This window comes from Magnetococcales bacterium, assembly GCA_015232395.1.
In the GTDB taxonomy this organism is placed as follows: Bacteria; Pseudomonadota; Magnetococcia; order Magnetococcales; family JADFZT01; genus JADFZT01.
In genome coordinates, this window is sequence record JADFZT010000016.1 from 1 (window position 1) to 22,621 (window position 22,621).

At 57.0% G+C, this 22,621-nt stretch carries 18 protein-coding genes; 4 read left to right on the plus strand and 14 right to left on the minus strand.

Annotation, left to right across the window (positions count from 1 at the left end):
- Window positions 1–163: 163 nt before the first annotated feature.
- From HQL52_06510 to HQL52_06520, 3 genes are all read left to right on the plus strand, one after another.
- Window positions 164–1,111 (plus strand): flippase-like domain-containing protein, encoded by a 948-nt coding sequence (locus tag HQL52_06510; GenBank protein MBF0369091.1) that lies wholly within the window; start codon window positions 164–166, stop codon window positions 1,109–1,111.
- A complete protein-coding gene (locus HQL52_06515; GenBank protein ID MBF0369092.1) occupies window positions 1,108–1,806 on the plus strand; it encodes a methyltransferase domain-containing protein in 699 nt (232 codons plus the stop codon). Before HQL52_06510 ends, HQL52_06515 begins: the two co-directional genes overlap by 4 nt.
- A 225-nt stretch (window positions 1,807–2,031) precedes the next feature.
- A complete protein-coding gene (locus HQL52_06520; GenBank protein ID MBF0369093.1) occupies window positions 2,032–2,742 on the plus strand; it encodes a cytidylate kinase-like family protein in 711 nt (236 codons plus the stop codon).
- Window positions 2,743–2,934: 192 nt separating this feature from the next.
- On the opposite strand, the gene HQL52_06525 is transcribed toward HQL52_06520, so the two are convergent.
- The 7 genes from HQL52_06525 to HQL52_06555 all read right to left on the minus strand — a co-directional run bounded on the left by HQL52_06525 (window position 2,935) and on the right by HQL52_06555 (window position 10,193).
- A complete protein-coding gene (locus tag HQL52_06525) occupies window positions 2,935–3,636 on the minus strand; it encodes a cytidylate kinase-like family protein (protein ID MBF0369094.1) in 702 nt (233 codons plus the stop codon).
- Between the two features lie 356 nt (window positions 3,637–3,992).
- Window positions 3,993–5,075 (minus strand): glycosyltransferase family 4 protein, encoded by a 1,083-nt coding sequence (locus tag HQL52_06530; GenBank protein MBF0369095.1) that lies wholly within the window; start codon window positions 5,073–5,075, stop codon window positions 3,993–3,995.
- Between the two features lie 62 nt (window positions 5,076–5,137).
- A complete protein-coding gene (locus HQL52_06535) occupies window positions 5,138–5,851 on the minus strand; it encodes a class I SAM-dependent methyltransferase (protein MBF0369096.1) in 714 nt (237 codons plus the stop codon).
- A gap of 90 nt (window positions 5,852–5,941) precedes the next feature.
- Window positions 5,942–7,795: an asparagine synthase (glutamine-hydrolyzing) gene (asnB, locus tag HQL52_06540; GenBank protein MBF0369097.1), complete on the minus strand. Its 1,854-nt coding sequence runs from the start codon at window positions 7,793–7,795 to the stop codon at window positions 5,942–5,944.
- An 87-nt stretch (window positions 7,796–7,882) separates the two neighbouring features.
- Window positions 7,883–8,944, minus strand: a complete 1,062-nt coding sequence (locus HQL52_06545; GenBank protein ID MBF0369098.1) for a radical SAM protein — start codon at window positions 8,942–8,944, stop codon at window positions 7,883–7,885.
- On the minus strand, window positions 8,941–9,948 hold the full coding sequence (locus tag HQL52_06550; GenBank protein ID MBF0369099.1) for a glycosyltransferase family 2 protein: 1,008 nt from the start codon (window positions 9,946–9,948) through the stop codon (window positions 8,941–8,943). Before HQL52_06550 ends, HQL52_06545 begins: the two co-directional genes overlap by 4 nt.
- Complete coding sequence (locus HQL52_06555) at window positions 9,945–10,193, minus strand: hypothetical protein (protein ID MBF0369100.1); 249 nt, start codon at window positions 10,191–10,193, stop codon at window positions 9,945–9,947. Before HQL52_06555 ends, HQL52_06550 begins: the two co-directional genes overlap by 4 nt.
- A gap of 291 nt (window positions 10,194–10,484) precedes the next feature.
- On the opposite strand from HQL52_06555, the gene HQL52_06560 reads away from it, so the two are divergent.
- The gene (locus tag HQL52_06560; protein MBF0369101.1) at window positions 10,485–10,841 is read left to right on the plus strand and encodes a hypothetical protein; all 357 of its coding nucleotides are present in this window, start codon (window positions 10,485–10,487) and stop codon (window positions 10,839–10,841) included.
- A gap of 251 nt (window positions 10,842–11,092) precedes the next feature.
- On the opposite strand, the gene HQL52_06565 is transcribed toward HQL52_06560, so the two are convergent.
- The 7 genes from HQL52_06565 to HQL52_06595 all read right to left on the minus strand — a co-directional run bounded on the left by HQL52_06565 (window position 11,093) and on the right by HQL52_06595 (window position 22,359).
- Window positions 11,093–11,506 carry a prepilin-type N-terminal cleavage/methylation domain-containing protein gene (locus HQL52_06565; GenBank protein ID MBF0369102.1) on the minus strand — a complete coding sequence of 138 codons (414 nt, stop codon included), beginning with the start codon at window positions 11,504–11,506 and terminating at the stop codon, window positions 11,093–11,095.
- Window positions 11,507–11,539: 33 nt separating this feature from the next.
- Entirely contained in the window at window positions 11,540–16,429 is a 4,890-nt protein-coding gene (locus tag HQL52_06570; protein ID MBF0369103.1) for a hypothetical protein, read from the minus strand.
- 152 nt (window positions 16,430–16,581) lie between these two features.
- Window positions 16,582–17,097: a pilus assembly PilX N-terminal domain-containing protein gene (locus HQL52_06575; protein ID MBF0369104.1), complete on the minus strand. Its 516-nt coding sequence runs from the start codon at window positions 17,095–17,097 to the stop codon at window positions 16,582–16,584.
- A 13-nt stretch (window positions 17,098–17,110) separates the two neighbouring features.
- Entirely contained in the window at window positions 17,111–17,848 is a 738-nt protein-coding gene (locus HQL52_06580; GenBank protein MBF0369105.1) for a PilW family protein, read from the minus strand.
- Entirely contained in the window at window positions 17,845–18,564 is a 720-nt protein-coding gene (pilV, locus tag HQL52_06585) for a type IV pilus modification protein PilV (protein MBF0369106.1), read from the minus strand. Before pilV ends, HQL52_06580 begins: the two co-directional genes overlap by 4 nt.
- An 11-nt stretch (window positions 18,565–18,575) precedes the next feature.
- A complete protein-coding gene (locus HQL52_06590) occupies window positions 18,576–19,142 on the minus strand; it encodes a GspH/FimT family pseudopilin (protein ID MBF0369107.1) in 567 nt (188 codons plus the stop codon).
- 637 nt (window positions 19,143–19,779) lie between these two features.
- Window positions 19,780–22,359, minus strand: a complete 2,580-nt coding sequence (locus HQL52_06595; GenBank protein ID MBF0369108.1) for a DUF115 domain-containing protein — start codon at window positions 22,357–22,359, stop codon at window positions 19,780–19,782.
- Between the last annotated feature and the right edge of the window lie 262 nt (window positions 22,360–22,621).

Here is a 22,621-nt window from a genome sequence, read left to right on the forward strand (position 1 = left end):
TTCTTGAAAATTTGGTTTTTCCTTGAGGGCAATCATCAGCTCCCTGGATCCCCGCCTTCGCGGGGATGACGAGTCAGATAAGAGTGCTCAATTCTCAGGTAGGCCTACTATTTTTTTATTTGAAACGACGATAGCTTGATTCATCAAAGGAATTGACAGCGGCATGGGAAAAAAAACGGTGGGCTCAGGGGTAATGTTGCTGTTGATGGGGTGGGTTTTTCACCGTCACGGCTCTGAGTTTGCTGGTGCCCTGGAGGTGCTTTCCCTGTCGGATCTGCTCCCTCTGATGGCGGCCCAGGTGGTGATGATTGCCCTCACCGGCCACCCCTTCAAAACCCTCTGCGCCTGCCACGAAGCCCATTTGCATTTCAAGGAGTGGGTGGGGTTGAGCTATGCCGGAAACCTTGCCAACTATATCGCTCCCCTGCGTCCTGGTTTGGCGGTGCGGTTTTTATATATGAACCGCCGCTTTGGCATGAGCCTCTCCCGGATGGTGGTGGTGACCGGGGCCTATACCCTGCTGATGTTTGGGGTGTCGGTGGGAATTGTCGTTGCGACCCAACCCTTTCTGCCCTTCTCGGAATCTCTTCCCGGCCTGGAAATTTCCCTTGGGATCGTCACCCTCTCCGTCGTGGGGTCGATCATGGCTCCTCGCATCTGTCGCCTGGGATGGATTCAGGGTCATGATCGACTGCGGGGGTTGTGCCAGGCATTTTTGGATCTGTTAACGCGTCCGGGGGTGTTGGTTGGGGCGTTGCTGGTCTTTATTCTCATCAATGTGATGAGTGCGGTGACCTACTATTTTGCTTTTTTGGCCCTCGGCAGCTCCCCCCCACCTCTCTTGCTGCTTTTCCTGGTGGCGGTGGCCACCATCGCCAGCTGGATGGCCATCACCCCGGGCAATATCGGGGTGACCGAATCCCTGGTGGGGTTGATTTTGGAGATGGCGGCGGGGGATTTTGCCACCGGTTTTCTCGCCACCGCCGTGGTGCGGGCAGGCCATGTTTCGGTTTCCATCCTCTTCGGCGGCCCCTCCCTCTATTATATTATGGGGAGAATTGCGACCAAACAGGCGGTTTCACCAGGGGGAGATCAGGAGGGGCGTGCATGAAACGGTTCAGCCAATATTTCAACAACCTGCAACCCGGGCACGACTCCTGGGCCAGACGATTGGGCCGCAGATGGCTGAAAACCCATCGCCATCCCGCTTGTCTGTGGGATCTGGTGGAAAGGTTGCCAGCCAACGCCCGGGTGCTGGATGCGGGTTGTGGTCCGGGCAACACCCTGGAGCTTTTTCAGGCGGTGCGGGGGGATCTGCAACTGACCGGCTCTGATGGCGCTCTTCCCCCGGAGGTGACACGCCTACAGCCCCGGATCCAATTCGTGACCGCCGATTTTTCCCAAGAGGTTCCATTTGAGGAAGGCTCCTTTGATCTGGTGATATCCCAGGCGGTGATCGAACACATTCCCGTGGAAAAGGTGGACCGCTATGGGGCCAACCTGGCACATCTGGTGAAGCCGGGGGGCCATCTCTATCTTAATTTTCCCAATGTCCGCTCCCTCTGGGTTAATTTTTATGACGATCCCACCCATATTCGTCCCTATACCGGTCAGGCGGTGGAAAGAATGCTCATCCCCATGGGCATTCAAACAGTTCGGATCGGGATCGACCGTAGTTTCAAAATTTTGTTCCTGGCACCTCTCTATCGTCTGAGTCTGTTGTTGCGAGGCAGGCGCGATGTTGTGAGTTTTTTCCTGAACCATTTTCTCGGGACCAACAGTTTTTTCCTGGGTCAAAAGCAGTAAATCCGGCGAGTTGTTTTGTTTTATTGTAACGCTTTGTGAAAAAAAGGCGGATGGACATGGAGGGAGATGCATTTTTTCATAGAGTTACAATAATTTACTCTTATGTCACCATAATTAGATTGCTTTAAAAAGGGGGGTATGGTTGATTGAAGGTGCCCCTCCCCGACGGGCACTTCCGATGGTCGTTTATCGGACACAACCCACTGAATGCAAAGGTGAAACGAGATGAATACGGACGTTGGTGTCAGAGGCCTGATCAAATCGGCTTTTTTCAATCCCCAAAGAATCGCCGAGTGCGACAAGGAAAAAAAATGTCCGGTCGTGACCGTCTCCCGGGGATATGGTGCCAATGGCAGCCGGACGGCGGAACTCCTGGCAGATCGGCTGATGGTGCCGTGCTACGGTTTTACCATGGTGGATGGTATCATCAAGGAGGCCAAGACCAATAAAAACCTCATGGAGCTGATGGATGAAAAATATCCCAGCGTCATGGACGATTGGCTCCACTCCATGCTCTCCAAGGGGGATATCTCCCGGGTGGGATACCACCGCCGCTTGATCAAAACCGTCCTCACCATCGCCCGTACCGGCGGGGTGATCATTGGTCGGGGGGCGCACCTCATCCTTTCCAACCACCAAAATGTCTTTCGTACCCGGGTGGAAGGCTCCCTGGAAACCTGCTCCCGGCGCATCGCCGAGCGGGATAAGATCAAGCAAAAGAAAGCCCGGGAGGTGGTGATCAAGACCAACAAGGAGCGGGCCAGATTTGTTCGGGAGCTTTACAAGCGCTTTCCGCCGGATCGGGAATTTTATGATCTGGTGGTCAACTCCGATCGCATCACCCCGGAACAATCAGTGGAGATCATGATCCACACCATGTCGGTGATGGGCTTTCATGTGCCGGGTGAAAAGAAGGTGATCGCATTGGCTAGTTGATGCGAATCAAACCCAAAGTGAATCAGGTGGGGGGTTGACCGATTTTTGGTGGCCTGCCGATCATTTTGGGGGAGTCACTGGAGCAAGAGATAAAAAGGGGAGGCGGATGGCGTGATATCCGTCTCCCCTTTTTCGTTGTTTCTGTTGCGTTTATCAGCCAAACATGGTTATCCCTGACAGGCAGCCAGGGCTTTATTGCGTCGGGTTGGGGACGTTAAACCCAAGCTGTTTCATGGAATAGTTGATGATATCGACCATCTGCTCCGTGGTCATCAGATCGGAGCTTAACAGCATGTCGTAATAGGTGGACTCTTTGCCGGGAAATTTTTTATAGATCTTTTTGACAAAAGAGACCCGTTCTTCGTCCACTTGTTTGATCAGCTTCAGCGCTTTCTTTTCATCCAGATTTTCCTGGGCGGCAATGCGTGCGGTTCGTCGGGAGAGGGAGCCGTCGATACGTACCCGAAACACCTGTTTGCCCATATGGGCCAGAATCAGATGTGCCCCACGTCCCACGATCACCCCGCCGGTGTGACCGACCCCTTCCAGAACATTGACCAGGGCGTGGATATAATCGTCCTGGGAGGATTTGCCTTTGGCGAAAAGGGAGACCACCCAATCATCCAGGGCGGAGATGGTTCTTTCATCCACCCGTTTGGTCAGCTGTTTGTCGGCACTGGTCAGCTTGATGATCTGATCGATCAGTTGCGTATCAAAACATTCGACGCCGAGTTGATCGGCCAGAAGATGGGCTACTTCGCCCCCCCCCGCACCAAAATCCCGGGAAATGGTGACAACGGGACATCCGCCTTTGGCACATCTTTCCAGTTGCTCCACGTCGAAAAACATCGACTTGACAAGGCCTTTGACTGCTTTGATGTTTTTGGTCGGCATGGTTATTTCTCTCCTCATTAAAAAAGAATCCGAGCGGATATCTTCCCGGACCATGAATAAAAAAGGAATAGATCGTTACGGGTTAAAAGGATGAGCAGTTGGTAGGTTTTTCTCTATCTACTTCAGGCACTCTTTTTAACCATCATGCTTATAAGCTATACCTCAAATCAAACGGTATGACAATTCAATCGTCATGGTGAATGCCTTGAAAAATGCGATGGTTTTACCCCGTTCGAGCCATCACGGCCTTGCTATATTTCCTGATAAGAGCCCGGATGTTCCCCATGGGGGTCTGTGTTGCAGTGGGCAGGCCGGAGAGGCTTCGTCGCTGGTAGCCTTTAATCGGTGGAAGCCAGTCACAGAATCGAGGTGATCGCCTTTTGCCACACCTCGGTCTGGTGCTTGAGCGACCAGGCTTGGCGATATTGGTGCTGGATTTTTTGGGCTCCGGCAGTCAACACCTCCAGGCGGTGGGGGTTTTGGCTGAGATCCACCATCGCCTGGGCAAACCCGGCCACCGTGGGAGGATCCACCAGCAGCGCATTTTCCCCATCCACCGCCACCTCCCGTATATCGGCATCGTCCGGCACAATGGCGGGCAGGCCACAACTCATCGCCTCCAACATCGCCTGGGGCAATCCTTCTCCCTGGGACGTCATGAGAAATATCCGGGCGGAGTGGAGAAGGTCGGGGAGATCCTTCAGAGCACGGTTACCGGCAAAGTGGACCGCATCATCCAGTTTAAGCTTTTTGACCTTTTTGGTGAGAGCGGCGGCTTTCGGGCCATCCCCCACCAGTAGCAGCTTGAGACCGGGGAGGGATTTGCGGGCTAGCGCCAAGGCATCCAACATCACATCAATGCGTTTGTAGCCTGACAGCAGCCCTACATAGACAAAATCAAAAATCGCCTCAGGATCCCCCGGCCCCTTGGCCCGAAAATGGTAAAAATCGTGGACATTCTGGGGGATGAATATGTTTTCCTCTGGAATTCCGCGCTCTACCAGCCACTCTTTCATCGATTCCCCCCGCACCGCCACCAATCGGCCCCGCTTGACCGCTTTGAGGGTAACGTTGCGCCCTTGCTGGTGGCGAAAGGTCAAGCGCAGGTCGTTTTTGCCCATCACATGCTGAATCACCCGAATCCGCAACAGCCACCCCACCCAACCGGCATAAACCCCATGGGGTACGATGCCAAAGGCGATGATCACCTTGGGTCGGGGAAAGAGAGCCATACGCAGCAGGGTCAAAAACCGCCACGCCTCGGCCAAAGGTAAAAAACGGCGGATGCGCTCCGGGGGGGAGTGGCAGATGATTTTATCCCCGGCATAGGGCTGCCTGCGGATCAAGTGAATCTGAGTGATCTCTTTCATGTTTTGCAGGGGGGCGATTTTGGCGTGGAGCTTGTCGTCGATCATCCCGGCGATAACGCAGATTCGCATGGGGCAGGGCCTTCTTGAGTGATTGTTGATTGAAGTCGATGGGGAGGCTTGGCGTGCTTGATCTAGCTTTTCTTCCGGGCTTTGATTTTAATCCCGGCGGTAAAGCGAAATCGCTCCTCTTCGAGAAACTCCCGGGCGCGGATGCGGCGGGGGCCTTCCGGCAGACGGTCGATCAGCAGACGAATGACCCGCTGTCTCAGCCACAAGGCCGGACGGGTCATGGCGGCGGCGATCCAGCGGGCCGGAGCCAGCTGAAAGAGGGCCTGAAAGGTCGCTTCCGGGCCGCTCCACTCAAAGGGCTCCACCACCTCCACCTCAAGCCCCACCCCTTCGAACAATACCCGGGCGCCCAGATGGCTCATGTGAAAGTGGGAGCGGGCGTGGTAGGGCTCCAAAAACGACAGACTCGCCACCAGACAGCCTCCCGGTTTCAGAATGCGTGCCACCTCTCTGGCTGCCGCCCAGGGGTCGCTGAAATGTTCAAAACTGGAAGCCGCCACCACCAGATGGAAGCTGCCATCCGCCAGGGGGATCGCCTCGGCTTGCCCCAAGAGATCCGCTCCAGGCACCGCAAAGCGATCGATCCCCACATAGCGGAATCCCAGTTCAGTAAGATCCCGCCTGGCACCAGGTCCACACCCCAGATCGAGACAGCGCTCAGCCACACCCGGTGGATCGATCAGATGGGTCAAGGCAAAGGTGTCCCAGGAGCTGGGGTCAGCGCCGGTGATGCGGGCGGGCTTGGTAGGCTCGGTGGTTTGGTCCGGTGGGCTCATGGAGTTTTCCGTCGGTCGTGGTGCATCAGAGGCTGCCTGGATAGCACCCCAGGGGGCATGATATGGCTGACGCCATGGTAAAGCCCCCACTCATGCCGGGGAACCCCTGTTCCAGGCGAAAAGGATCAAGAGGTTGAGCAGTCGCTCGCCGTGGTTTTGTCGATTGGAGCGGTGCGCCTGCCATACATTTTGGATGCCGGCGGGGTCCAGAAATTCGCCATAAGATTGAGCCCCCTGGCTGAGGAGCGCTTCCACCTGCTCCCGGTTTTCCCGCAGCCAGCGATCCACCGGCACCCCGAATCCATGTTTGGGACGCTGGGCCAGGTGGGGGGGGAGGATCTCTTCGGCGGCTTGGCGCAGTACGTTTTTGATGTTTTTTTTTCCCCAGTGGAGCTTGGGGGGAATCCTCTGGGCCAGCTCCACCACCTCCCGATCCAAAAACGGCAGGCGCGCTTCCAGGGAGTGGGCCATGGTCGCCCGGTCGGTTTTGACGAGCATCTGATCCGGCAGCCACCCTTGAAGATCCCGGGTGAGCAGGGCCGCCAGAAGACCGGCGGGATGGTTTTGGTCGATGGGGGGCGCTGGGAGCTGGGCCGGATGGGGCATGATGGCCGCCAGGGTTTCATCATCAAAGGAATAAAACTGGCGCTGATACTCCTGGTCGAGATCCGGCTCCACCAGCTTCAGGCGGCGGGCTACGGCATCGAGATAGCGACGGCTGGGGCTGGCGGCGGATAGCAGGGGGGTGAGTGCTGAGAGCACCCCTGCTGCTCCTTGGCGAATCGGTCCGGGGATGGCCAGAAGTTGGCGACCCAGTACTGTGGAGCGGTATCTCTGATAACCGGCAAACAGCTCATCCGCTCCATCTCCAGTCAAGGCGACGGTCACCTGGCGGCGGGTCTCCTGGGCGAGCATCAGGGTGGGGAAGAGGGCTGGATCCGAAAAGGGCTGATCATAGGCCGCCCCCCACCCGGAGAGGAGTTGGGAGAGGGTGGCGGATTCAAAGTGAAACACTTCATGATCCGTCCCGAACAGCTGGGCCACCTCCCGGGCATGGTTGGTTTCGTCGAAAGCCTGCTCTTTGAAGGCGATGGAAAAGGTTTTGAACTGCGCGGTTTTTTGGGCTGCTTGTGCCACCACCAGGCTGGAGTCGATGCCGCCACTCAAAAAAGCCCCCAGGGGGACATCCGAGATCAGATGACGCTCGATCACTCGGGGCCAGAGCTCTTTAAATTGCGCCACCGCTGCGGCCAGATCCATGGTGTGGTCAGGTTGGAAGCGGGGCTGCCAGTAGGCCTCTTGCCGGATTGAGCCATCCTGGTTTCGGATCAGCAGATGCCCCGGCGGCAACACCCGCACCCCTTTATAGAGGGTCCGGGGGGCGGGGACGTGGCGCAGCAGGAGATAGCCGGTCAGGGCTTCGGGGTCGAGATCCTCGGGAAAGTGGGGGTGGGCGGCCAGGGCGCGCAAATCCGAACCAAAAACAAAATGCTCCCCATCGTGCCAATAGTAGAGAGGCTTCTGTCCCAGGTGATCCCGGAGGAGGATCAATTGATTTTCCCGGGGATCCCAGATGGCGGCGGCAAACATGCCGTTGAGATGATCCACACAGCCCAGGCCATATTCCATATAGCAGCTGAGGAGCACTTCGGTATCGCTCTGGCTGTGGAATTGGTGGCCTTTTTTTTGGAGTTGATCCCGCAGCTCGGTGTGGTTGTATAGCTCGCCGTTATAGACCAGAGTTACGCCGGTAGCGCCATGGCGGACCGGCTGCTGCCCCCCTGCCACATCAATCACCGATAGGCGGCGCATGCCGAGGCTTACCCCGGGAATCTGAAACCGGCCCTCTTCATCCGGCCCCCTGGGAATGAGGGGGGCCAACATCCGGGTGAGGCATTCCGGGTCGTTGGGGGTTGGCCCGGCATATCCGGCAATACCACACATGTCAGCACAGCCCCGGAGGAGGGGGGAGGGGGTGGTTTCCAGGGTATGGGGGATGGTCTGGAGAGGCTGAAGAGAGGGGGTGGGGGCTCATCTTTTTTCAATCCCCTCCTGATAGCCACACCAGTCGGCACAGTAGGCGCTATAGTTTTGTTTCAGCATATCCTGGCGCCAGGCGCGCATTTTGGGGCCGTTCCACACTTGCTGGAACCCTTCAGATACCACATCTCCCAGATCCATGGTGCCGTAGGAGCAGCAGGGGTTGAGTTTGCCGTGGACGTTGATGGCGACCAGCTGGGTAAAAGGGGCCTTGCAGATCCCTTGGGCCTGGCGGCTGTGGAACCCTTCCGGATAAAAAGGCAGGTGGCCGATGTTGGTCTCAAGTCCCAGGATTTGGCACTGCTTGAGCACCTGGTCGCGGAGTTGATCAAAGCTTTCCCGGCTTTTTAAAGGGGGCAGTCCCGTGGCCTCTACCGTGTGGACCCCGTTTTGGAGTTGAAACTGGAGGCTTTTGATGGCGGGAAAGCGGGCGGCCCATTGGGGAAGATCCATGAGGGAGCGGTGGTTGCTTTCGCTGATGACGCTCCAGACCTGTACCGGCACCTGGCAGCTCTCCCCAAAGGTGGTGAGATTTTTTTCGATTTTTCCCAGATCCGCCCCCCGAATGCGCTCCATGATTTCGGGCAGGGGAGAGTCGATGCTGACGTTGAGCTGGGTGAGTCCGGCCTCCGAGAGCAAACGGGCCTTTTTTTCGGTCAGGAGCAAACCGTTGGTGGTGATACGGACAGTAGGGATAGTGCGTTTGGCGAGCGCAATCGCTTCTGGAATGCGCTTGTAGAGAAGAGGCTCGCCGATATTGTAGAGCAGCAAAACCTGGCTGCCTTTGAGCTGGGGGATGATCTTTTCCAGCTTTTCGAAGGGCATCTCCAGGTTGCCAAATTTTTCCCGCCAGTCGGGATCGTTCTGGTTGCACCACTTGCAGCGCAGGTTGCAGCGGGTGGTCAGCTCGATCAACACATGGGAGGGGTGGTGGAAGCAGCGGCTGGAGGCGTGGCTTCCCAGAAGCTCGATCTCCAAAAACTTGGCGATCTCCAGAAGGTTGCGACCCCGAGCCCGATCAAGCGTCCGCTTAACCCCTTGCAGCGGATTCATGCGATGATATCCGGGGGTGGGGGCTTGGTCTCCGGTGCTGTTTCTTCCTCATTGGAGGGGATGCCGTCGGACCATCTTCCCCCCAGATCATCGATGGCTCCATCCCCCCGGGCTAAAGAGACTCCCAGGTGGAGGGAGGTGATCTGCTCCGACACCAGACCGATCAGGAAGGTGAGCATGGAGGCGACGAAAAGCAGCACCGGCATGTTGGTCAGGCGGGCGCTCTCCAGATAGACATAGAGATAGCGCACAGCCCCCATGGTGAAGAGGAGAATGCTGGCCGGGAGAAACACCCGCATGGGGGAAAAGAGGGTGATCACCTTGAGAATGGTGACGAAAAACCGAAAGCCGTCCCGGATGAGGTTGATTTTGGAGGTGCCGATGCGCTTGCCCGCCACAATCGGCACAAAGCCGACCGGCAATCCCGAACGCATAAAGGCCATGGTGCTGGTGGTCGGATAGGAAAAGCCGTTGGGCAGGAGATAGACAAACCCCTGGAAGGCCCGGGTGCGGGCAGCGCGAAAACCGGAGGTCAAATCCGGAATGTGGCGACCGGTCAAAAGCGACGCAAAGCGGTTGAGCAGGGCATTGCCCACCCCCCGGACCCGGTTGGCTTGAGAACCCTTGGTGCGCGCCCCAACCGCCAAGGCATAGCCCTGGTCCAGGAGGGTGAGGAGCTTGGGGACATCATCGGCATCGTGTTGACCGTCGGCATCCATAAACACTACATAGCGGCCCCTGGCGTTGCGGGCGCAGGTTTTAATCGCCGCGCCATTGCCCATATTGTGGGGGTGGCGAATCACCCGGGCACCGGCTTTGGCGGCGGCCTCTCCCGTACCATCCCCGGAGCCGTCATCCACCACCAGGATATCGGCATCGGGAAAGTGCTGGCGCAGTTTGGCCACCGTCGCCCCCACCGCCCCCACTTCATAGTAGGCGGGCAGTGCGATAGTGATGCCAGCCCCTGTGGCCCAACTGGCCGGAGAGGGGGGGGAGTCGGTCATGAATCGGCTCCGGTATCGCTGTCGGAAGGCTTCCAGCAGCCGGGTTGACCACAGGATGGGCCATCCCCCTGCATGACGGCGCTGTTGCGGGGAACCCAGGTGCCGCACCCTTTGCACTGCACCAGGGTGGGATCCTCTTCCGGGGCTTTGGGTGCTGGGGGAGGGGGGGGCATCATCAGGCGTTGCAGCAGACGATAGGCCATCACCCCCAGGGCGATAAAAATCAGGATGCGAATAAGACCCATGGGATGCCTCCCTGGCTGAATGGTGATTTGTTAAAAAAAAAGAGACCTCAAGTGTGCCAGAAAGCCCCCTTTTTGGACAGTGCTTTATGCGCCCTCAGAGGGGCAGGTTGAAGCTTGGCTGGCAGAGTTGATTTCCGGGGATGACTCCTCGATTGATTCCGAGCTTTGCTTGCTGATTGATTCCGGGCTTGCCAAACTGCTAAGATCTTTTCATTGATGGGGGCGCTGAAGTGGCCGCCATCGATTGGGGAGTGGATCTTAAAAGAACCAGATCAAAATGGAGAGCTTGCCATGAGCGGAATCAGCGGTGCTGCATTTAACGAATCAGCCAGGCTTCAGCTTGCTTACTCCAATCAGCGGACCGAAAACCGGGACGAAGGGCAAGACCGCAAAGAGGGGTATTCCACCCTGGCCAAGGAGCTGAAGGCCACCAACGCCAACACCAATGTCTTGGCAGATATGGCCCGCACGGATCGCGTGGAGCTGAGTGAACGGGTTGCCGAAAAAGGGGCCTCCCGCCGGGCTGAATCCGCCCGCGCACCAGAACAAAACACCCCTCGCCCCCAAGAGTCCGAACGGGCTTTGGAAGCCATGCCCGAGCCCCCTCCGGAGCGGGATCAGGTGCGCACCATCGATATCATGGCGTGAGCTGGAAGTGTTCCTGCCAGGCGGCCTGATTGGTTTGTGCTGCCTGACCCCCCGATTTATGCTCCCCTTGTTTGACTGGCTTCGCCTGCCTGACCTCTCAAAGAGCCCTCTTCAAGCAAGCCCCAAGGCCCCAGTAAAATTCCATGGTTGTTCCAGTTTAAAACGACACATCCGCTTTGATTGATGTGGTTCGCGTAGCTCACCGCATCCTACGCGTTTTTTTTCAGTCAAGCATCAAAGTGTTGATAATGCTACCATTTATCCGCCGGGGTTTTGTTGCCGGTGGAGTCGAGACCCAGGTTGCCGTCATCCGCCTGGGTTCCCTGGGCCAGTGCTGTCAGCTCCACACAGCTGGCGATCCCTGTGCCGCAAGCGGTCGCCTGGATCTTATAATAGCCCTCATCGGTATCCACATAGCCGCTGCCATCCACCGTCAAGCCCAATCCCCCCGTGCCCAGATTGAGGGTGTAGCTGTTGTTTTGGGTGTTGAACCGCTCCTGCAGATTCATGATGTTGAGCAGGGAGGCCTTGCCGTCGTTGCGGCGTACCCCCTGGGAACTTTGCTGATAGGCTGGGATACCCCAGGCCATCAGGATCCCCAGGATGGACATCACCACCAGCAACTCCACCAGGCTAAATCCCCACTCACGACGATTCATGCTCATTTTCAGCTTCCTTTCAGGTGATGACAGACAATATCAGTAGGAGCACATGGGATCGTTGACGCACACCTGCCAGTCGGTCCGGGTCACCTTGTTGGAGAAGGGGACATCGTCGATGGGTTGCTCTGGTCCCACCAACACCACCGGGTCTTCGCTCTCTTCGGGCAACATGAGGGTAGGCTCCGGGGGAATGCCGCCGCGATCCAGCTCTGTGGAGCGATCTTCAGCCACCAGTTGATCCTCAGCCCCTTCCAGGGGATCGAGATCGGCTCCGGGGGTGGCGTCGCAGATATTCACCAGATAGTAGTTGCCCACCCCCTGCTCCACGCTACAGTTGCGGTTGTCGCTGGCTCCGGGAATATAGGTGGTAAATTGCAGCCAGTTGTCGAAGGTGATGGCGGTGGAAAGAACCTTTTCGCCCACATGGGAGCCGCTGGAGTCCTGCATCATCAATATCCAGCCGCTGGCGCTGTTGAGGCTGGTGAGGGCGGCGGTGATCTCCCCTTGATTGCCTTCGCCGATGACATTATCAGTGACATCAAAGAGATTGGCCTCGGTGATGGGGGTGTAGGTGCCCACCACGCCGGTATCCTTGATCATGTAAAATCGATCTTCGATGGTGGTGTTCAAGGGGTGGGCGCGATAACCGGAGCCGATGGCCACTGAAAAAAAGCGGGATTCGCTGCTGCACTCCACATAGGCCACATCCGGAGCGTTGTAAAAGCGCCGGTTGCCCGCTGGGGTGTCGTCACTGAACTCGGCGATGACGCCACCGGTCACCAGGGAGGCGGCCCCGGTGTTGTCGATGTTGTCGATATCAAAGCGCCACACCTGGCCCCCCATATCCCCCACATACATCCGGTCGGCCAGACCATCGGCATCGATATCCACCACCTTGACCGTGGAGGGGATGGAATAGTCCATATCCGGCAATACCAGGGAGGCGGTGGGGTTGTCGCTGTGGGAGGCCCACCACAGGAGGGAGCCGTCGTTGGCATCCACCATAAAGATCCCCCGCCCCTGATCATCCGCCTGGCGTGTGGTGTTGTCGTCCTGATCCCAGTCATACCCCCCGCCAAAAATCACCACATCCTTGGTTTCACCGGCGATTTTGACCTGGGTGGCGATGGGTTTGGACCAAGTCTGTCCCAGTTCGGCAAAGTTGCCCGAGGTGCCGTCGATCATCCACTTGAGTTTGGGGGCGCTACGGTCGGTAACATCCAAAGCGTAATAATATTGTCCCCCCCGACGCATACCCACGTAGATGTAGACGAAGTCGCCGTCAGCAGGCTCAATGATACCGTCCTGATCTTCATCGTTTTGCCAATAACCGATCTCCCCATCCAGACCATAGGGGTGATCGTCTGCGGCGCTATTCTTGTAGAAGGTGGCGAGGTTTTCCAAAAGCTCTTTGGGGATGAAGGCAAACAGCTCCTCACCGGCCTGGGTGGTATCGAGATCGTGGACGTTGATGGCGTGGAGGAACCCTTCGTTGGTGCTGAAAAAGACCGTCATATCCCCCACACCATAGGTGATGAGGACCGGTTTGGAGTGGAGGGGGTCTCCTATGTGGCTGCGGGCGTCGGTAAAATCTTCATCGCCATCCTCATCCAGAACATCCACCCCCCGGGCCCATTTCAGCAGCTGGGTACGATAGGGTTCGGCGCTGCCGTGGGGGTCGGAACCGGAGATATCCAGCATGGCCAGGGTGATGTTGGCGTTATCCTCGTCAAATTCATGGGCACCCTGGGTGAGATCCACCTCATCAGGAGCTGTGCCACTGGTGTAGGTATAGACCTTGCGGGTCACCAGGTGGGTATCACTCAACATGCCGGCTGCTCCCCCCAGCCCCACTTCGTTGCCGTCGTCCGCTGCGGACCAGATGGAGCGGGCGTCATCCAAAAAGAGCCCGGTTTCGCTATCCACCGCCGCCAGATCATCGGCATCCACCAACACCGAATCAGCCCCAGAGAGGCGGTATTGCTTGAGGTTGCCCACCCAGCGGGGAGAGTCGTTGGGGGTAAAGAGGGAGAGGAAAATTTCATCCTCGTGGGTCAGGCGGTTGAACTGATTGACGGTGATGCCGGGAGAGACAAAGGTGGTGGAGGCCTGCATGATGTTTTCAAAGGCGGCCCGGAGCACTTCAGCCAGCTCATAGCCGTTGTTGGCGGCATAAAAGTTGTCCGGGTTGCAATCTTCGTCGGCATCCCATTCGTTGAGCTGGCAGTTGCCGTCGTTGATATAGTCGACAAAATTGGCCGGATGAGCCGGATCCGGGGAGAGGTCGCCATCTTGATCGACAAAGCCACCGTTGACGGCAGACTCCCGCATTTTCCGGGCTTCACTGTTATTTTGCTCCCCTTCCCCCAACGCCGCATAGACGTAGTAGGTGATGATCTCCTGGTTGTTGTCGATATCGCTGCGGCAGTCGTTCTGACGCAGATAGAGGGCCACATCGTCGAGCATTTCGGTTTTGTTGCCGGAGCCGTCGTGGCTGGGGCCCGGGTTGCTGTCGTTGTCATAGTCGCCGATCCCCGATGGGGGGGAACCCCAGGTGGCCAGGGTATCCCAATCCTTGTAGGGGGCGCCGTCATTCAGGTGCAATACATAGTTGCGGGCACAGGCCACCTTGACCCCGTCCGGATCGCTGACCACATCCAATTCCGGATAGCGGTAGGGATCCCAGGAGGGATCCACCTCATAGGAATTCTGGGTGGAGCCGTTGTCGAAAAATTGGGTATGGCCGTTGATGTTGTTGTCCCGCTGAGCCACATACCCTTCAATTTCATAGAGGGTTTCGGCGATGGGGGTGGTGCCCCACACCAGGGGATGCTCTTCGATCACCCGGATGATGTTCTCCAGGGGGGCGCGCACATGGGTGGGCAGGCAGATGTCATAGTTGGTGCGGCTGTCCGCATCCAGGGAGACATCGGGATAGCAGGGGTGGAGATTGCCACCGTGGACCTTGTTGCCGGTATAGATGGAGGTGACATTTTTGGTGTGGTCGAAGTTGTAGACCGCAAGACCAAAGCGGATTCCTTCGGAGATTTCCTGAATGAGCCCTGTGGGTTCGGAATGGACCCCTACTTTGATATTGAAGGCGGGTGCGCCATTCACCACCAGATAGCCGATCTCCTCATTGGCGTGGCCGGTTTCGGTATCACTGGATTTTTCTTCATCCACCTGTACATCGATGGCGTTGGCGGTCTGCACTGATTTGGCCACCCGGACATTGGCCGGGTCGATGCCGTTGGTGGTCTGCATATCCATCAACACCAGGGGGACGCCGCCCCAGTAGGTTCGGGAAAAATGGACCGTGTCCCAGTTTTCATCAACGCTGTTGCCGGTGTTGCCCACCTCAAACAGCTGGCCGGTGTTGGTAGACATACCCGAAACCCGACTCAAGCCGATCCAGTGGACATCCTCACTGGCATGGGTCTGGGCGTTATCCTCTTCCTCCTGCATGGTAAATTTAAAGCTGGAATTGCTGACATCCTTGTTGCGGACAGTGACATAGTCCACTTCGTTCAAGGTGCCGACACTGGTAAACACCACCGGGGTATTCATGAAATAGTTCCCGCCGGAGGGTTGGAAGTTTTGCGAGACCCAGGAGTTGGTCCCGGTATTGTTGGTGGTGTTGATGCCCGCTGCCACCTGTAGAACGTTACCGCTGGTCATGGGCACGGTATAGTTGCCCGCTTCGGCAACGATATAGATGATGTTTTCCGAAGAGTGGTCGCCACTGCCCGCCGCCACCAGATCGTCCCACTCCTGGAGGCGCACATGAAAGCCGGTGTTGGTAATGTTGGTGATGCGCACCCCCACCGGGCTTGAGCCGTTATAGGTGAGGGATTTGGCCACCACCACCGGGTTGGTGTAGGTGCCTTCAAAGTTGACCGCGAGCCAGGTGGTGTCCCAAACGACGCCGCCATCGTTGGTGGCGGTACCGTCGGTGTTCCAGGCGGGTTCACTCCCTCCGGAGTCGGCAATGGTGGAGGTGACCTCATAGACGTGGCCGTTGGGGGTGGTGGGAATCACCAGATCTCCCACGGCATAGGTGGTGTTGGCGGACCAGGTGGTCAGGGTGTCGTCCCAGTCCATGGAAATTTGCCCCACCTCCACCATCTCCCCAGGGGTGTCGTTCAGCTGGGTGATGACCGTGTCCCCCCCTCCCAGGGTGGGGACGATCTGCCCTTCGATCATCTGGAAGGTGGTGTTGTCGCCATAGGGGGTATAGTCGTCGCTGTTATCGTAGACCTTGGTAAATTGATAGTCGTAGGGCTCGTGCTGACCCAATAGCACATACCACTTCAGATCCGAGAAGGCCTCCCACACCATGGTGCCATCTTCGGTCTCACCGGTGGTGTTCCAGGTGGGGTTGCCAGAGCCGGAGATGCCATCCCGAACGCCGCGATAATAAAAGCCGTTGGGGGTGGCGGGTTGGACCACATCCCCCACGACATAGTTGCTGCTGGCCTGCCAGGTTTCCACCCAGGTGCCGCCAGTGATCGCCTCTCCAGCGCGATCCTGCACCTTGCCGCCCACCAGCACCTTGCGGGCCACATCGATGCGGCGCATGGCGAGCCAGTTTAAAAAATTACCGTCCCAGGGACCGCTGGAATTTTCCACGAAAAAGCCGTAACTGTTGTCGTAGCTGTAGTTTCGATCCCCGGCAAAATAGCCGTAATAGTCATAGTCGGGATCGAAGTCATCATGGGTACCGGTTTTCCAGTTGCCCGCTCCCGTATCCCGATAGGCCAGGGCCTTCATGGAGCCGGAAATATCCAGCGCCAGGATGACGTTGTCCTTGGCGACCTGATATTGAAAAATTTCGGTATCGTCGGCTTTGGCCATGCCCCAGAACAAGGCGGTCAGACAGAGCACCAAAAGGCTCGGAACGATGATGTTTTTGTAAGATTTATTCATGACCTGTTTTCCTCACCAGAAAGAGCGGAAAATCGCTTCCCCCGGGGGCGTTTGCCCATGGGTTGACATCACTTCCTTACAGGAGCGGCCAGCTCCTTGGATGGACATCACTTCCTCCAGGGTAGCTGCCCCATGGAGGGAGATCTCTTCTCCTAGAGGCAGTTGCCCGACGGAGAGGAGTCACTTCCCGGGCCGATGATCCGAGCCCCCTGCAGGTTGGTGGAGCGGGAGTTGATGTCGGGAATCTCTCCCCGTCCCCGGAATTTAAATCGATGTGCGGTAAAGTTTTGCGTCCCTTCCCCCAAGCTGAAACCGGGAGCGATCCCTTCGCCGTCATAACAGATAATTCCCCGGCTCTCCACATGGGCATCGGCCATATCGTAGCTGCTGCCATCAGCCGGGCGCTGGGTGATGGCCATCATCGATTGGGCCAGGACGTTGTTGATATCCAGATTGCCGTTACCCTCCTCGATGATCGATTCGATGGCGGACTCGGCGGCCTGGAAGGTGATGTTGATGCGGTGGCTGTTGGCAGAGACCCGCTCATCCAGGCCGCTCATGCGGGAAGCGGTGATGGCCAGAGCGCTCACCACCAGCAGAAACAGCAGGCCGATGAGCAACACCGAGCCCCTTTCGTCAGGGGAGAGCGTGGTTCGAATGGTCGGCATGGATCGTTCCCCCTCAAAAGGGCATGCGGTTGCGCAGGGCGATGGTGGTGACAAAAGAGCGCCGCAGCAGGCCGTCGGAATAGGGGCCGATGGGGCTCTCATTCACCAGTTTATAGGTATCATCCTGCTGGGCATTGACATAGTCAGCGGTGCGCAGCAACACGGCAATGCGAACGGAAAGGACATCGTTCCAGTCGGCGACGTTGGTGGCGATGCGGTAGAGATTGATCTCGCCGTTGCCGTTGGTATCCTCTCCGTAGAGAATTTGCAGACTTTCCACCCCTGCCACGAGGGTATAGGTGGCGGTGGCCCCTGGTGCGCCGGCGATGGAGCCGATGCATTGCAGTTCGGGTACGCCGTTGGCGTTGTTTTGCACCAGATATTGATTTTGGGTGAGGGTGCCGTTGGTGGCATCCCCAAAGCAGTTGGTGGCGGATTCGTATTGGATGGTGACTGAATCATTGGCCGCATTTCCGCCATCGATACCGATGATGGGGGCAGTGACGATGGTGGACTCCCGGGGAAAACCGGTCATGCGCATGTCCTGAGCCAGAAAGTCCAGCACGAAACGGCCATTTTCCTGGATTTCACCCACTCCTTCCTGGAGCTGGTAGGTATCCTGGTTGGATTGCAAAATCCGGATGATACCCGTGAGCAGAACCAGGCCCAGGGTCATGGCCACCATCAGCTCCACCAGGGTAAATCCCGCTGCCGGTGAAAGCCTCCATTGGGTGTTGGTCTGTTTCATCATGGCACCACGTTCAAGGTGACGCACTCCTTGCCAGCCGGGCAGGCGGCATTGGATGCCACGGTGTTCCATTCCGGTTTGCGCCAGGAGACGGTGATGGTGTGGGTTGTCCCGATGATGCAGGGGGTGGCGTTGCAGGTGGTGGAAACATCCAACCCCGGCAAGGTTTCCCCGGAGCCTCCAGCTGCGTTGCCCCAGCCATAGGAGTGACACCAGAGTTGGAAGGCATCAAACTCGGCGATCTGGAGGGGGGTGCAGGTGGTGTCGGCAGCCAAGTCCACCCCCGTGGAGCTGGTTTCATCGCTGCACAGGGCCGATGGAAAGCCGGTGCCGTCGATATCCTCCATGTTGACGGTGCAATCGATGGCGTCATAAGTTTGGGGAGCGACAGTGCGTTGGGTCAGATCGTAGCCGGAAAAACCGGTCGTGGTGCCGCTGGAAGCGCCGGTGGGATTGGCATGCATCCGTTCGGAAAGCTCCAGGGCCAGGGCCGCGGCCTGGCTGCGCAGATAGGCTTCGTTGCTCCCCTGCAAGGCCGCCAGTTGCAACAAGCCCATGCCTAAAAAACCGATGGCGAGGATGAACGAGGCGATGAGAATTTCCAGCAGGGAAAAACCGGCCTGGCTTGAATCCACGGGGGGCTGGTTCATCGGCCTGCGGGGTGTAGGTGGAGCCTCTCTCATGGCGGCATCCTGTGGCAGGACTGGATAGGGTTTCATGGCCGTCTCCATCACGGGCTACAGCTGGATTGGGAGGTGTCGGTGGCCGTTACGGATTCCATGCGTCCCGTGGCACTCAGAGTCAGCGCCTTGGCATGATCGGACCAGCCCCGGGAATCACAGAGAATCAGGTCGCCGGTCTGCACCGCGCCGTTGGCCAGTTGCGCCGTCCCCTGAACCGAAAATGAGAGATAGTTGTTCACGTTGGCTGAGCCTCTCAAGGTGTCGCCATGTTCATTAAAAGATTCATAGACCTGGACGATCTCTTCGGTAGCCGGATCCCGGTCACCGGAATTGTCCATATCCTCAAACACCAAAATACCGAGCTCCCATCCTCCTTCAGCACCGGTGTCGCACTCTTCAAGATCCGTGCTGCGGCAGGCGGTCACCCGGTTGCCTCTTCGGATCGCCTCGCTGCGGGCCATCTGAAAAACGCCCAGAATACCGTTGGTGCGGGAGGTCATGCGGCTGTTTTGAATCATGCTCTCCACCAGGGGCGCGGTCTGGCTGGCCAGGATCGAAAAAAGCACCAGGGTGATCAGCAGTTCAATCAGCGTGAATCCATTTTTTTCTGACATGAATGACTCCAATCCACGAGCAAACAGATCCTTGATGAGACTCTCTTGGGATCTTGTTTGGCATCCCTGGTCCATTGAACCTAAATCCGGCAGTTGGGCGTACGCACATGCCCCAGCCTATTGATCCACCAAGCAAATCGGGAGAAAATCTTGTGACCAATCAGGAGACGGCGATTTCTCCCAATTCACTATGCGAACCAATATCCTGCACCAGCCACACACGCCCAACTGCCGGATTTAGGTTGAATCCAATGCATTCCGCTTCAGCTGGGGAATCAATGGATAGACGATGTTTCCACCAACCAGAGTTACAAGGGACGTACCAAAGGTGATCTGTGATATTTTTTTCCGCACTTCTAAATAGTTACGGATAACTATACGGAGGCGGGAGGGGGAAGGGAAGGCGGGGAATTGTAAAAAAATATGTCAATAGTCGCTATTCGTTTACTGTTCGTCAGGTTTTTTTACTGGTTTCGGTTGGGTGGTCCGTTGATGGGGGCTGGGAGGGTGAGGGCAAAGGGTGGGTGTTGGGGGTTGAGAGGCAAGAGAGGGCGCAGCCTGACGCCCCCCTTGCCTGGGGATGGATTGCGATAATGCTCGGGCAAGGGGGGCAGAAGCGATTATTAAGGGTGCCCCCTCACCCCTCCAGTTGGGCGAGTTCTTTCATGTGGGCCTGGGCGGCTTTGTTGTGGGGATCTGCCTGGAGGATGGCTGAAAAAGTTTCCCGGGCTTGGTCCATGTGGCCCAACTCCATATGCAGCCGACCCAACTTTTGCCGGGTGACAAAATCCTCTTCGGCTATCTCTACATACCCCCTGTAAATTTCAAGGGCCTGCTCCTTGTCACCGGTCAAGCGCAGGAGGTCTCCATAAAACGGGGTGAAGAGCTGAGACATGCGGGAGAGTTTTTCAGCCGCCTCCCGGGCGGTAACGAGATCCTTCTGCCTGAGGGAGAGGGAGAGAATGCTTCTCAGGCTATCCATCTGGATCAACTCATGATCCACCTCCTGAAAGTGACGGATGGCGTTTTTCCTCTCTCCATCCAGCTCTGCCAGATAGCCTCGGATTAACGCCAAAAACTGGTTTTTATCGTCTATTTCGCACGCCTGTACGCCCGCCAGGAAGGCGTTCAGGCGATCTCTCTCCTTGCGGCGAAAGAAGGTTTTGGCCTTGGCGGCGATGGAGCGGGGGCTGGCAATGTGGTCCCGGATATAGTCGGCATAGTTGGTGTTGGTGGCGGCCAGTTTATCCTGGAAGCGCTCTTCCAGCTGGGCCAACTTGGCAGCCAGGTGTTGTGGCTGGTCGGCGATGGTCTCTCCCCGCTGATCGAAAAAGCGCCGGAGCCGCCCTGGCTGATCATCCTTTTCCCATTGGCTTAGAAGGAGCTTCAGGTTGGGCTTGGGTTTTTCCTCCTCCATGCGGGCACGGATGCGCTGTCGGGCGCTGTCGATGTGTTTCAACATGTCCAAGGTGCTTTTTTGATAGACCTGATAATAAAATGCTCCAGCCGCCTTGATCTCTTCGTCAGACCACTCCTTCTCCTTGTCCGGGCGGCTTAATTTTAAAAAAGCATTGAGATACCAATTTTTAACCTGGGTACTGATGGCGGCATGTTTTTGGTTCAGGGTCTCCTCGATTTTATCCATGCGCAGTTTAAACTTATAGTTGGGAGCGCGGCCCTTGGAGCCGAACATCTTGGCATTGCAGGAGAGGGCTTCATCGGTGAGCTTTTTGATGCTGGTCAGCTGTTTGCGGATATTGTTCAGCTCCTGCTCCACCGCCTGATAGTGGCCCAGGCGACTTTCAGAGCTATCCTCGGGGATGTGCTGTTGCAGGATGTGCCACACCGAGGGGGTGATCGGCTCCAGGGCGATTTCATCCAGGGGAATGTAGGCGACATGGTCCGCCTTGGCTGCGCCAGGAGCCGGGTTGATCACCTGACAGCCCACCTCCTCGCCTTTTTTGCCCAGCTTGGCCAGAGAGGGGAGGGCGTTGAGAAAGGCCGGGGTGGTCTCCGCCTTGCCGCCGTCATTGGTTTCCACCCAGATGTCGGTTTGCAGGGAGTAGGGCCCGAGGGCCATTTCGGCACTTCCCTTGGAGTGGGTAAATCCCTCCTTGCTGAAACAGAGATCAAGACCTGCCACAATCAATTGGGAAAAGCCCATGTCCAAGGCCGTACCAATGGCTTGATGGGCCACGGTGATACCGGGAATATCCCGGTCTTCCGGGTTGAGGGGATTGGCCCAGGGAAAGATCAGACCCATAAAAAGATTGCGCCCCCGCCACTGTCCCAGCAGGGTGGGATTGAGATGATATTTATTGACCAGCAGCGTGTGTTCATAAAAATCCAGCATCTGCTTGGATTGATGAAAAATCACATCGTGGGGATCGATGGCGAACATCATGTCCGGCACGATGCCTTTTTTCTGTAGCTGCGCCGCAATTCGGGAGACCGCCATCACTACCAGATTTTCCCGGTTGGCCAGGATCCAGGGATAAAAAAGATCCAGGGAGGGGCCTCCGGCCATGATGATGGCTGTTTTGCCTTTGAAAACATTATCCAGGCACTGCACCGAGGTGCGGTTTTCCCCCAGGTTTTCGATGGCTTTCAGCATGAAGATGCGATTATTGGTCTCAAACCCCATGGCCATCTTCATCTGTCCCAGGAGCTGCTCAAAGCTTGCCAGGAGCGGGGCATAGCCCGGGTGGGTGCGGTCGAGAACCGCCAGGGATTTGATGGCCCGCACCCCCTCGGTATAGTAATAATCCTTGAAATTAAATTTTTGCGCCCTTTCCAGCCAACTGGTGGATGTCTCCAGGGCGACGTTGTCCGGCAGGGGATCGGGCAGGAGGCGATCTTTTTTCAGGCGCTCAATGATCTCCGGCAGTTCGATAAATATATATTTGGAGCTTTCTGCCGTGCCTTTTTTCAGCAACCAGTGGATCAAAAGTCCTCCGTCGGTGCCCGGCACCAGATAGAGGCGGCTTTTTTCCTGCATCCGCTCCCCCATGTGGCGCTGATAAAAGCTGTCGGTTCCGGCCAGGGAAAAAATTTCACCGTTTACCCCGGGCAGATATCGCTCACCAAAGCGATTGGTCAGGGTGGGGCCGATATCAAACGCTTCCCCATTCCTGTTTTGCAGGCCCGCCTGATTGAGATGCTGTTGCTGATTGAGCTCTTGATAATAGTCGGCTTCTTCTGTGTTTGCTTGGATCATGGGGCGTGTTCCCGTTTGGCCCGGTCAGGCGTGCTCTTTGGGCGAAAATGGTGGATGAATCGATGGCAGGGGCGTGATCCTGAAAGTGGCCTCTCAAGCTTTCAGGGCCAGGGTGATGGAGCCTCCCCTTCTTGCAGGATCTACGCGTTAAGGGTATCAGCCATTTTTTTGCAATATTCTTTAGCATTTTTTTAGCAATTTTTGGGCCGTGCGTGGCAGCCAAGAGGGGGCGTTGGCTCCGGGTGTGCGACCCCGCTACAAT

Bases quoted from the DNA above. Each gene is read 5' to 3' on its own strand.
- HQL52_06525 (MBF0369094.1), bottom strand. From the start codon at position 3,636: ATGCCGACCAAAAACATCAAAGCAGTCAAAGGCCTTGTCAAGTCGATG.
- HQL52_06515 (MBF0369092.1), top strand. From the start codon at position 1,108: ATGAAACGGTTCAGCCAATATTTCAACAACCTGCAACCCGGGCACGAC.
- HQL52_06580 (MBF0369105.1), bottom strand. From the start codon at position 17,848: ATGATGAAACAGACCAACACCCAATGGAGGCTTTCACCGGCAGCGGGA.
- HQL52_06535 (MBF0369096.1), bottom strand. From the start codon at position 5,851: ATGAGCCCACCGGACCAAACCACCGAGCCTACCAAGCCCGCCCGCATC.
- HQL52_06555 (MBF0369100.1), bottom strand. From the start codon at position 10,193: ATGGGTCTTATTCGCATCCTGATTTTTATCGCCCTGGGGGTGATGGCC.
- HQL52_06575 (MBF0369104.1), bottom strand. From the start codon at position 17,097: ATGCCGACCATTCGAACCACGCTCTCCCCTGACGAAAGGGGCTCGGTG.
- HQL52_06520 (MBF0369093.1), top strand. From the start codon at position 2,032: ATGAATACGGACGTTGGTGTCAGAGGCCTGATCAAATCGGCTTTTTTC.
- HQL52_06510 (MBF0369091.1), top strand. From the start codon at position 164: ATGGGAAAAAAAACGGTGGGCTCAGGGGTAATGTTGCTGTTGATGGGG.
- HQL52_06545 (MBF0369098.1), bottom strand. From the start codon at position 8,944: ATGAATCCGCTGCAAGGGGTTAAGCGGACGCTTGATCGGGCTCGGGGT.
- pilV (MBF0369106.1), bottom strand. From the start codon at position 18,564: ATGAAACCCTATCCAGTCCTGCCACAGGATGCCGCCATGAGAGAGGCT.
- HQL52_06560 (MBF0369101.1), top strand. From the start codon at position 10,485: ATGAGCGGAATCAGCGGTGCTGCATTTAACGAATCAGCCAGGCTTCAG.
- asnB (MBF0369097.1), bottom strand. From the start codon at position 7,795: ATGTGTGGTATTGCCGGATATGCCGGGCCAACCCCCAACGACCCGGAA.
- HQL52_06550 (MBF0369099.1), bottom strand. From the start codon at position 9,948: ATGACCGACTCCCCCCCCTCTCCGGCCAGTTGGGCCACAGGGGCTGGC.
- HQL52_06530 (MBF0369095.1), bottom strand. From the start codon at position 5,075: ATGCGAATCTGCGTTATCGCCGGGATGATCGACGACAAGCTCCACGCC.
- HQL52_06570 (MBF0369103.1), bottom strand. From the start codon at position 16,429: ATGAATAAATCTTACAAAAACATCATCGTTCCGAGCCTTTTGGTGCTC.
- HQL52_06595 (MBF0369108.1), bottom strand. From the start codon at position 22,359: ATGATCCAAGCAAACACAGAAGAAGCCGACTATTATCAAGAGCTCAAT.
- HQL52_06565 (MBF0369102.1), bottom strand. From the start codon at position 11,506: ATGAGCATGAATCGTCGTGAGTGGGGATTTAGCCTGGTGGAGTTGCTG.
- HQL52_06590 (MBF0369107.1), bottom strand. From the start codon at position 19,142: ATGTCAGAAAAAAATGGATTCACGCTGATTGAACTGCTGATCACCCTG.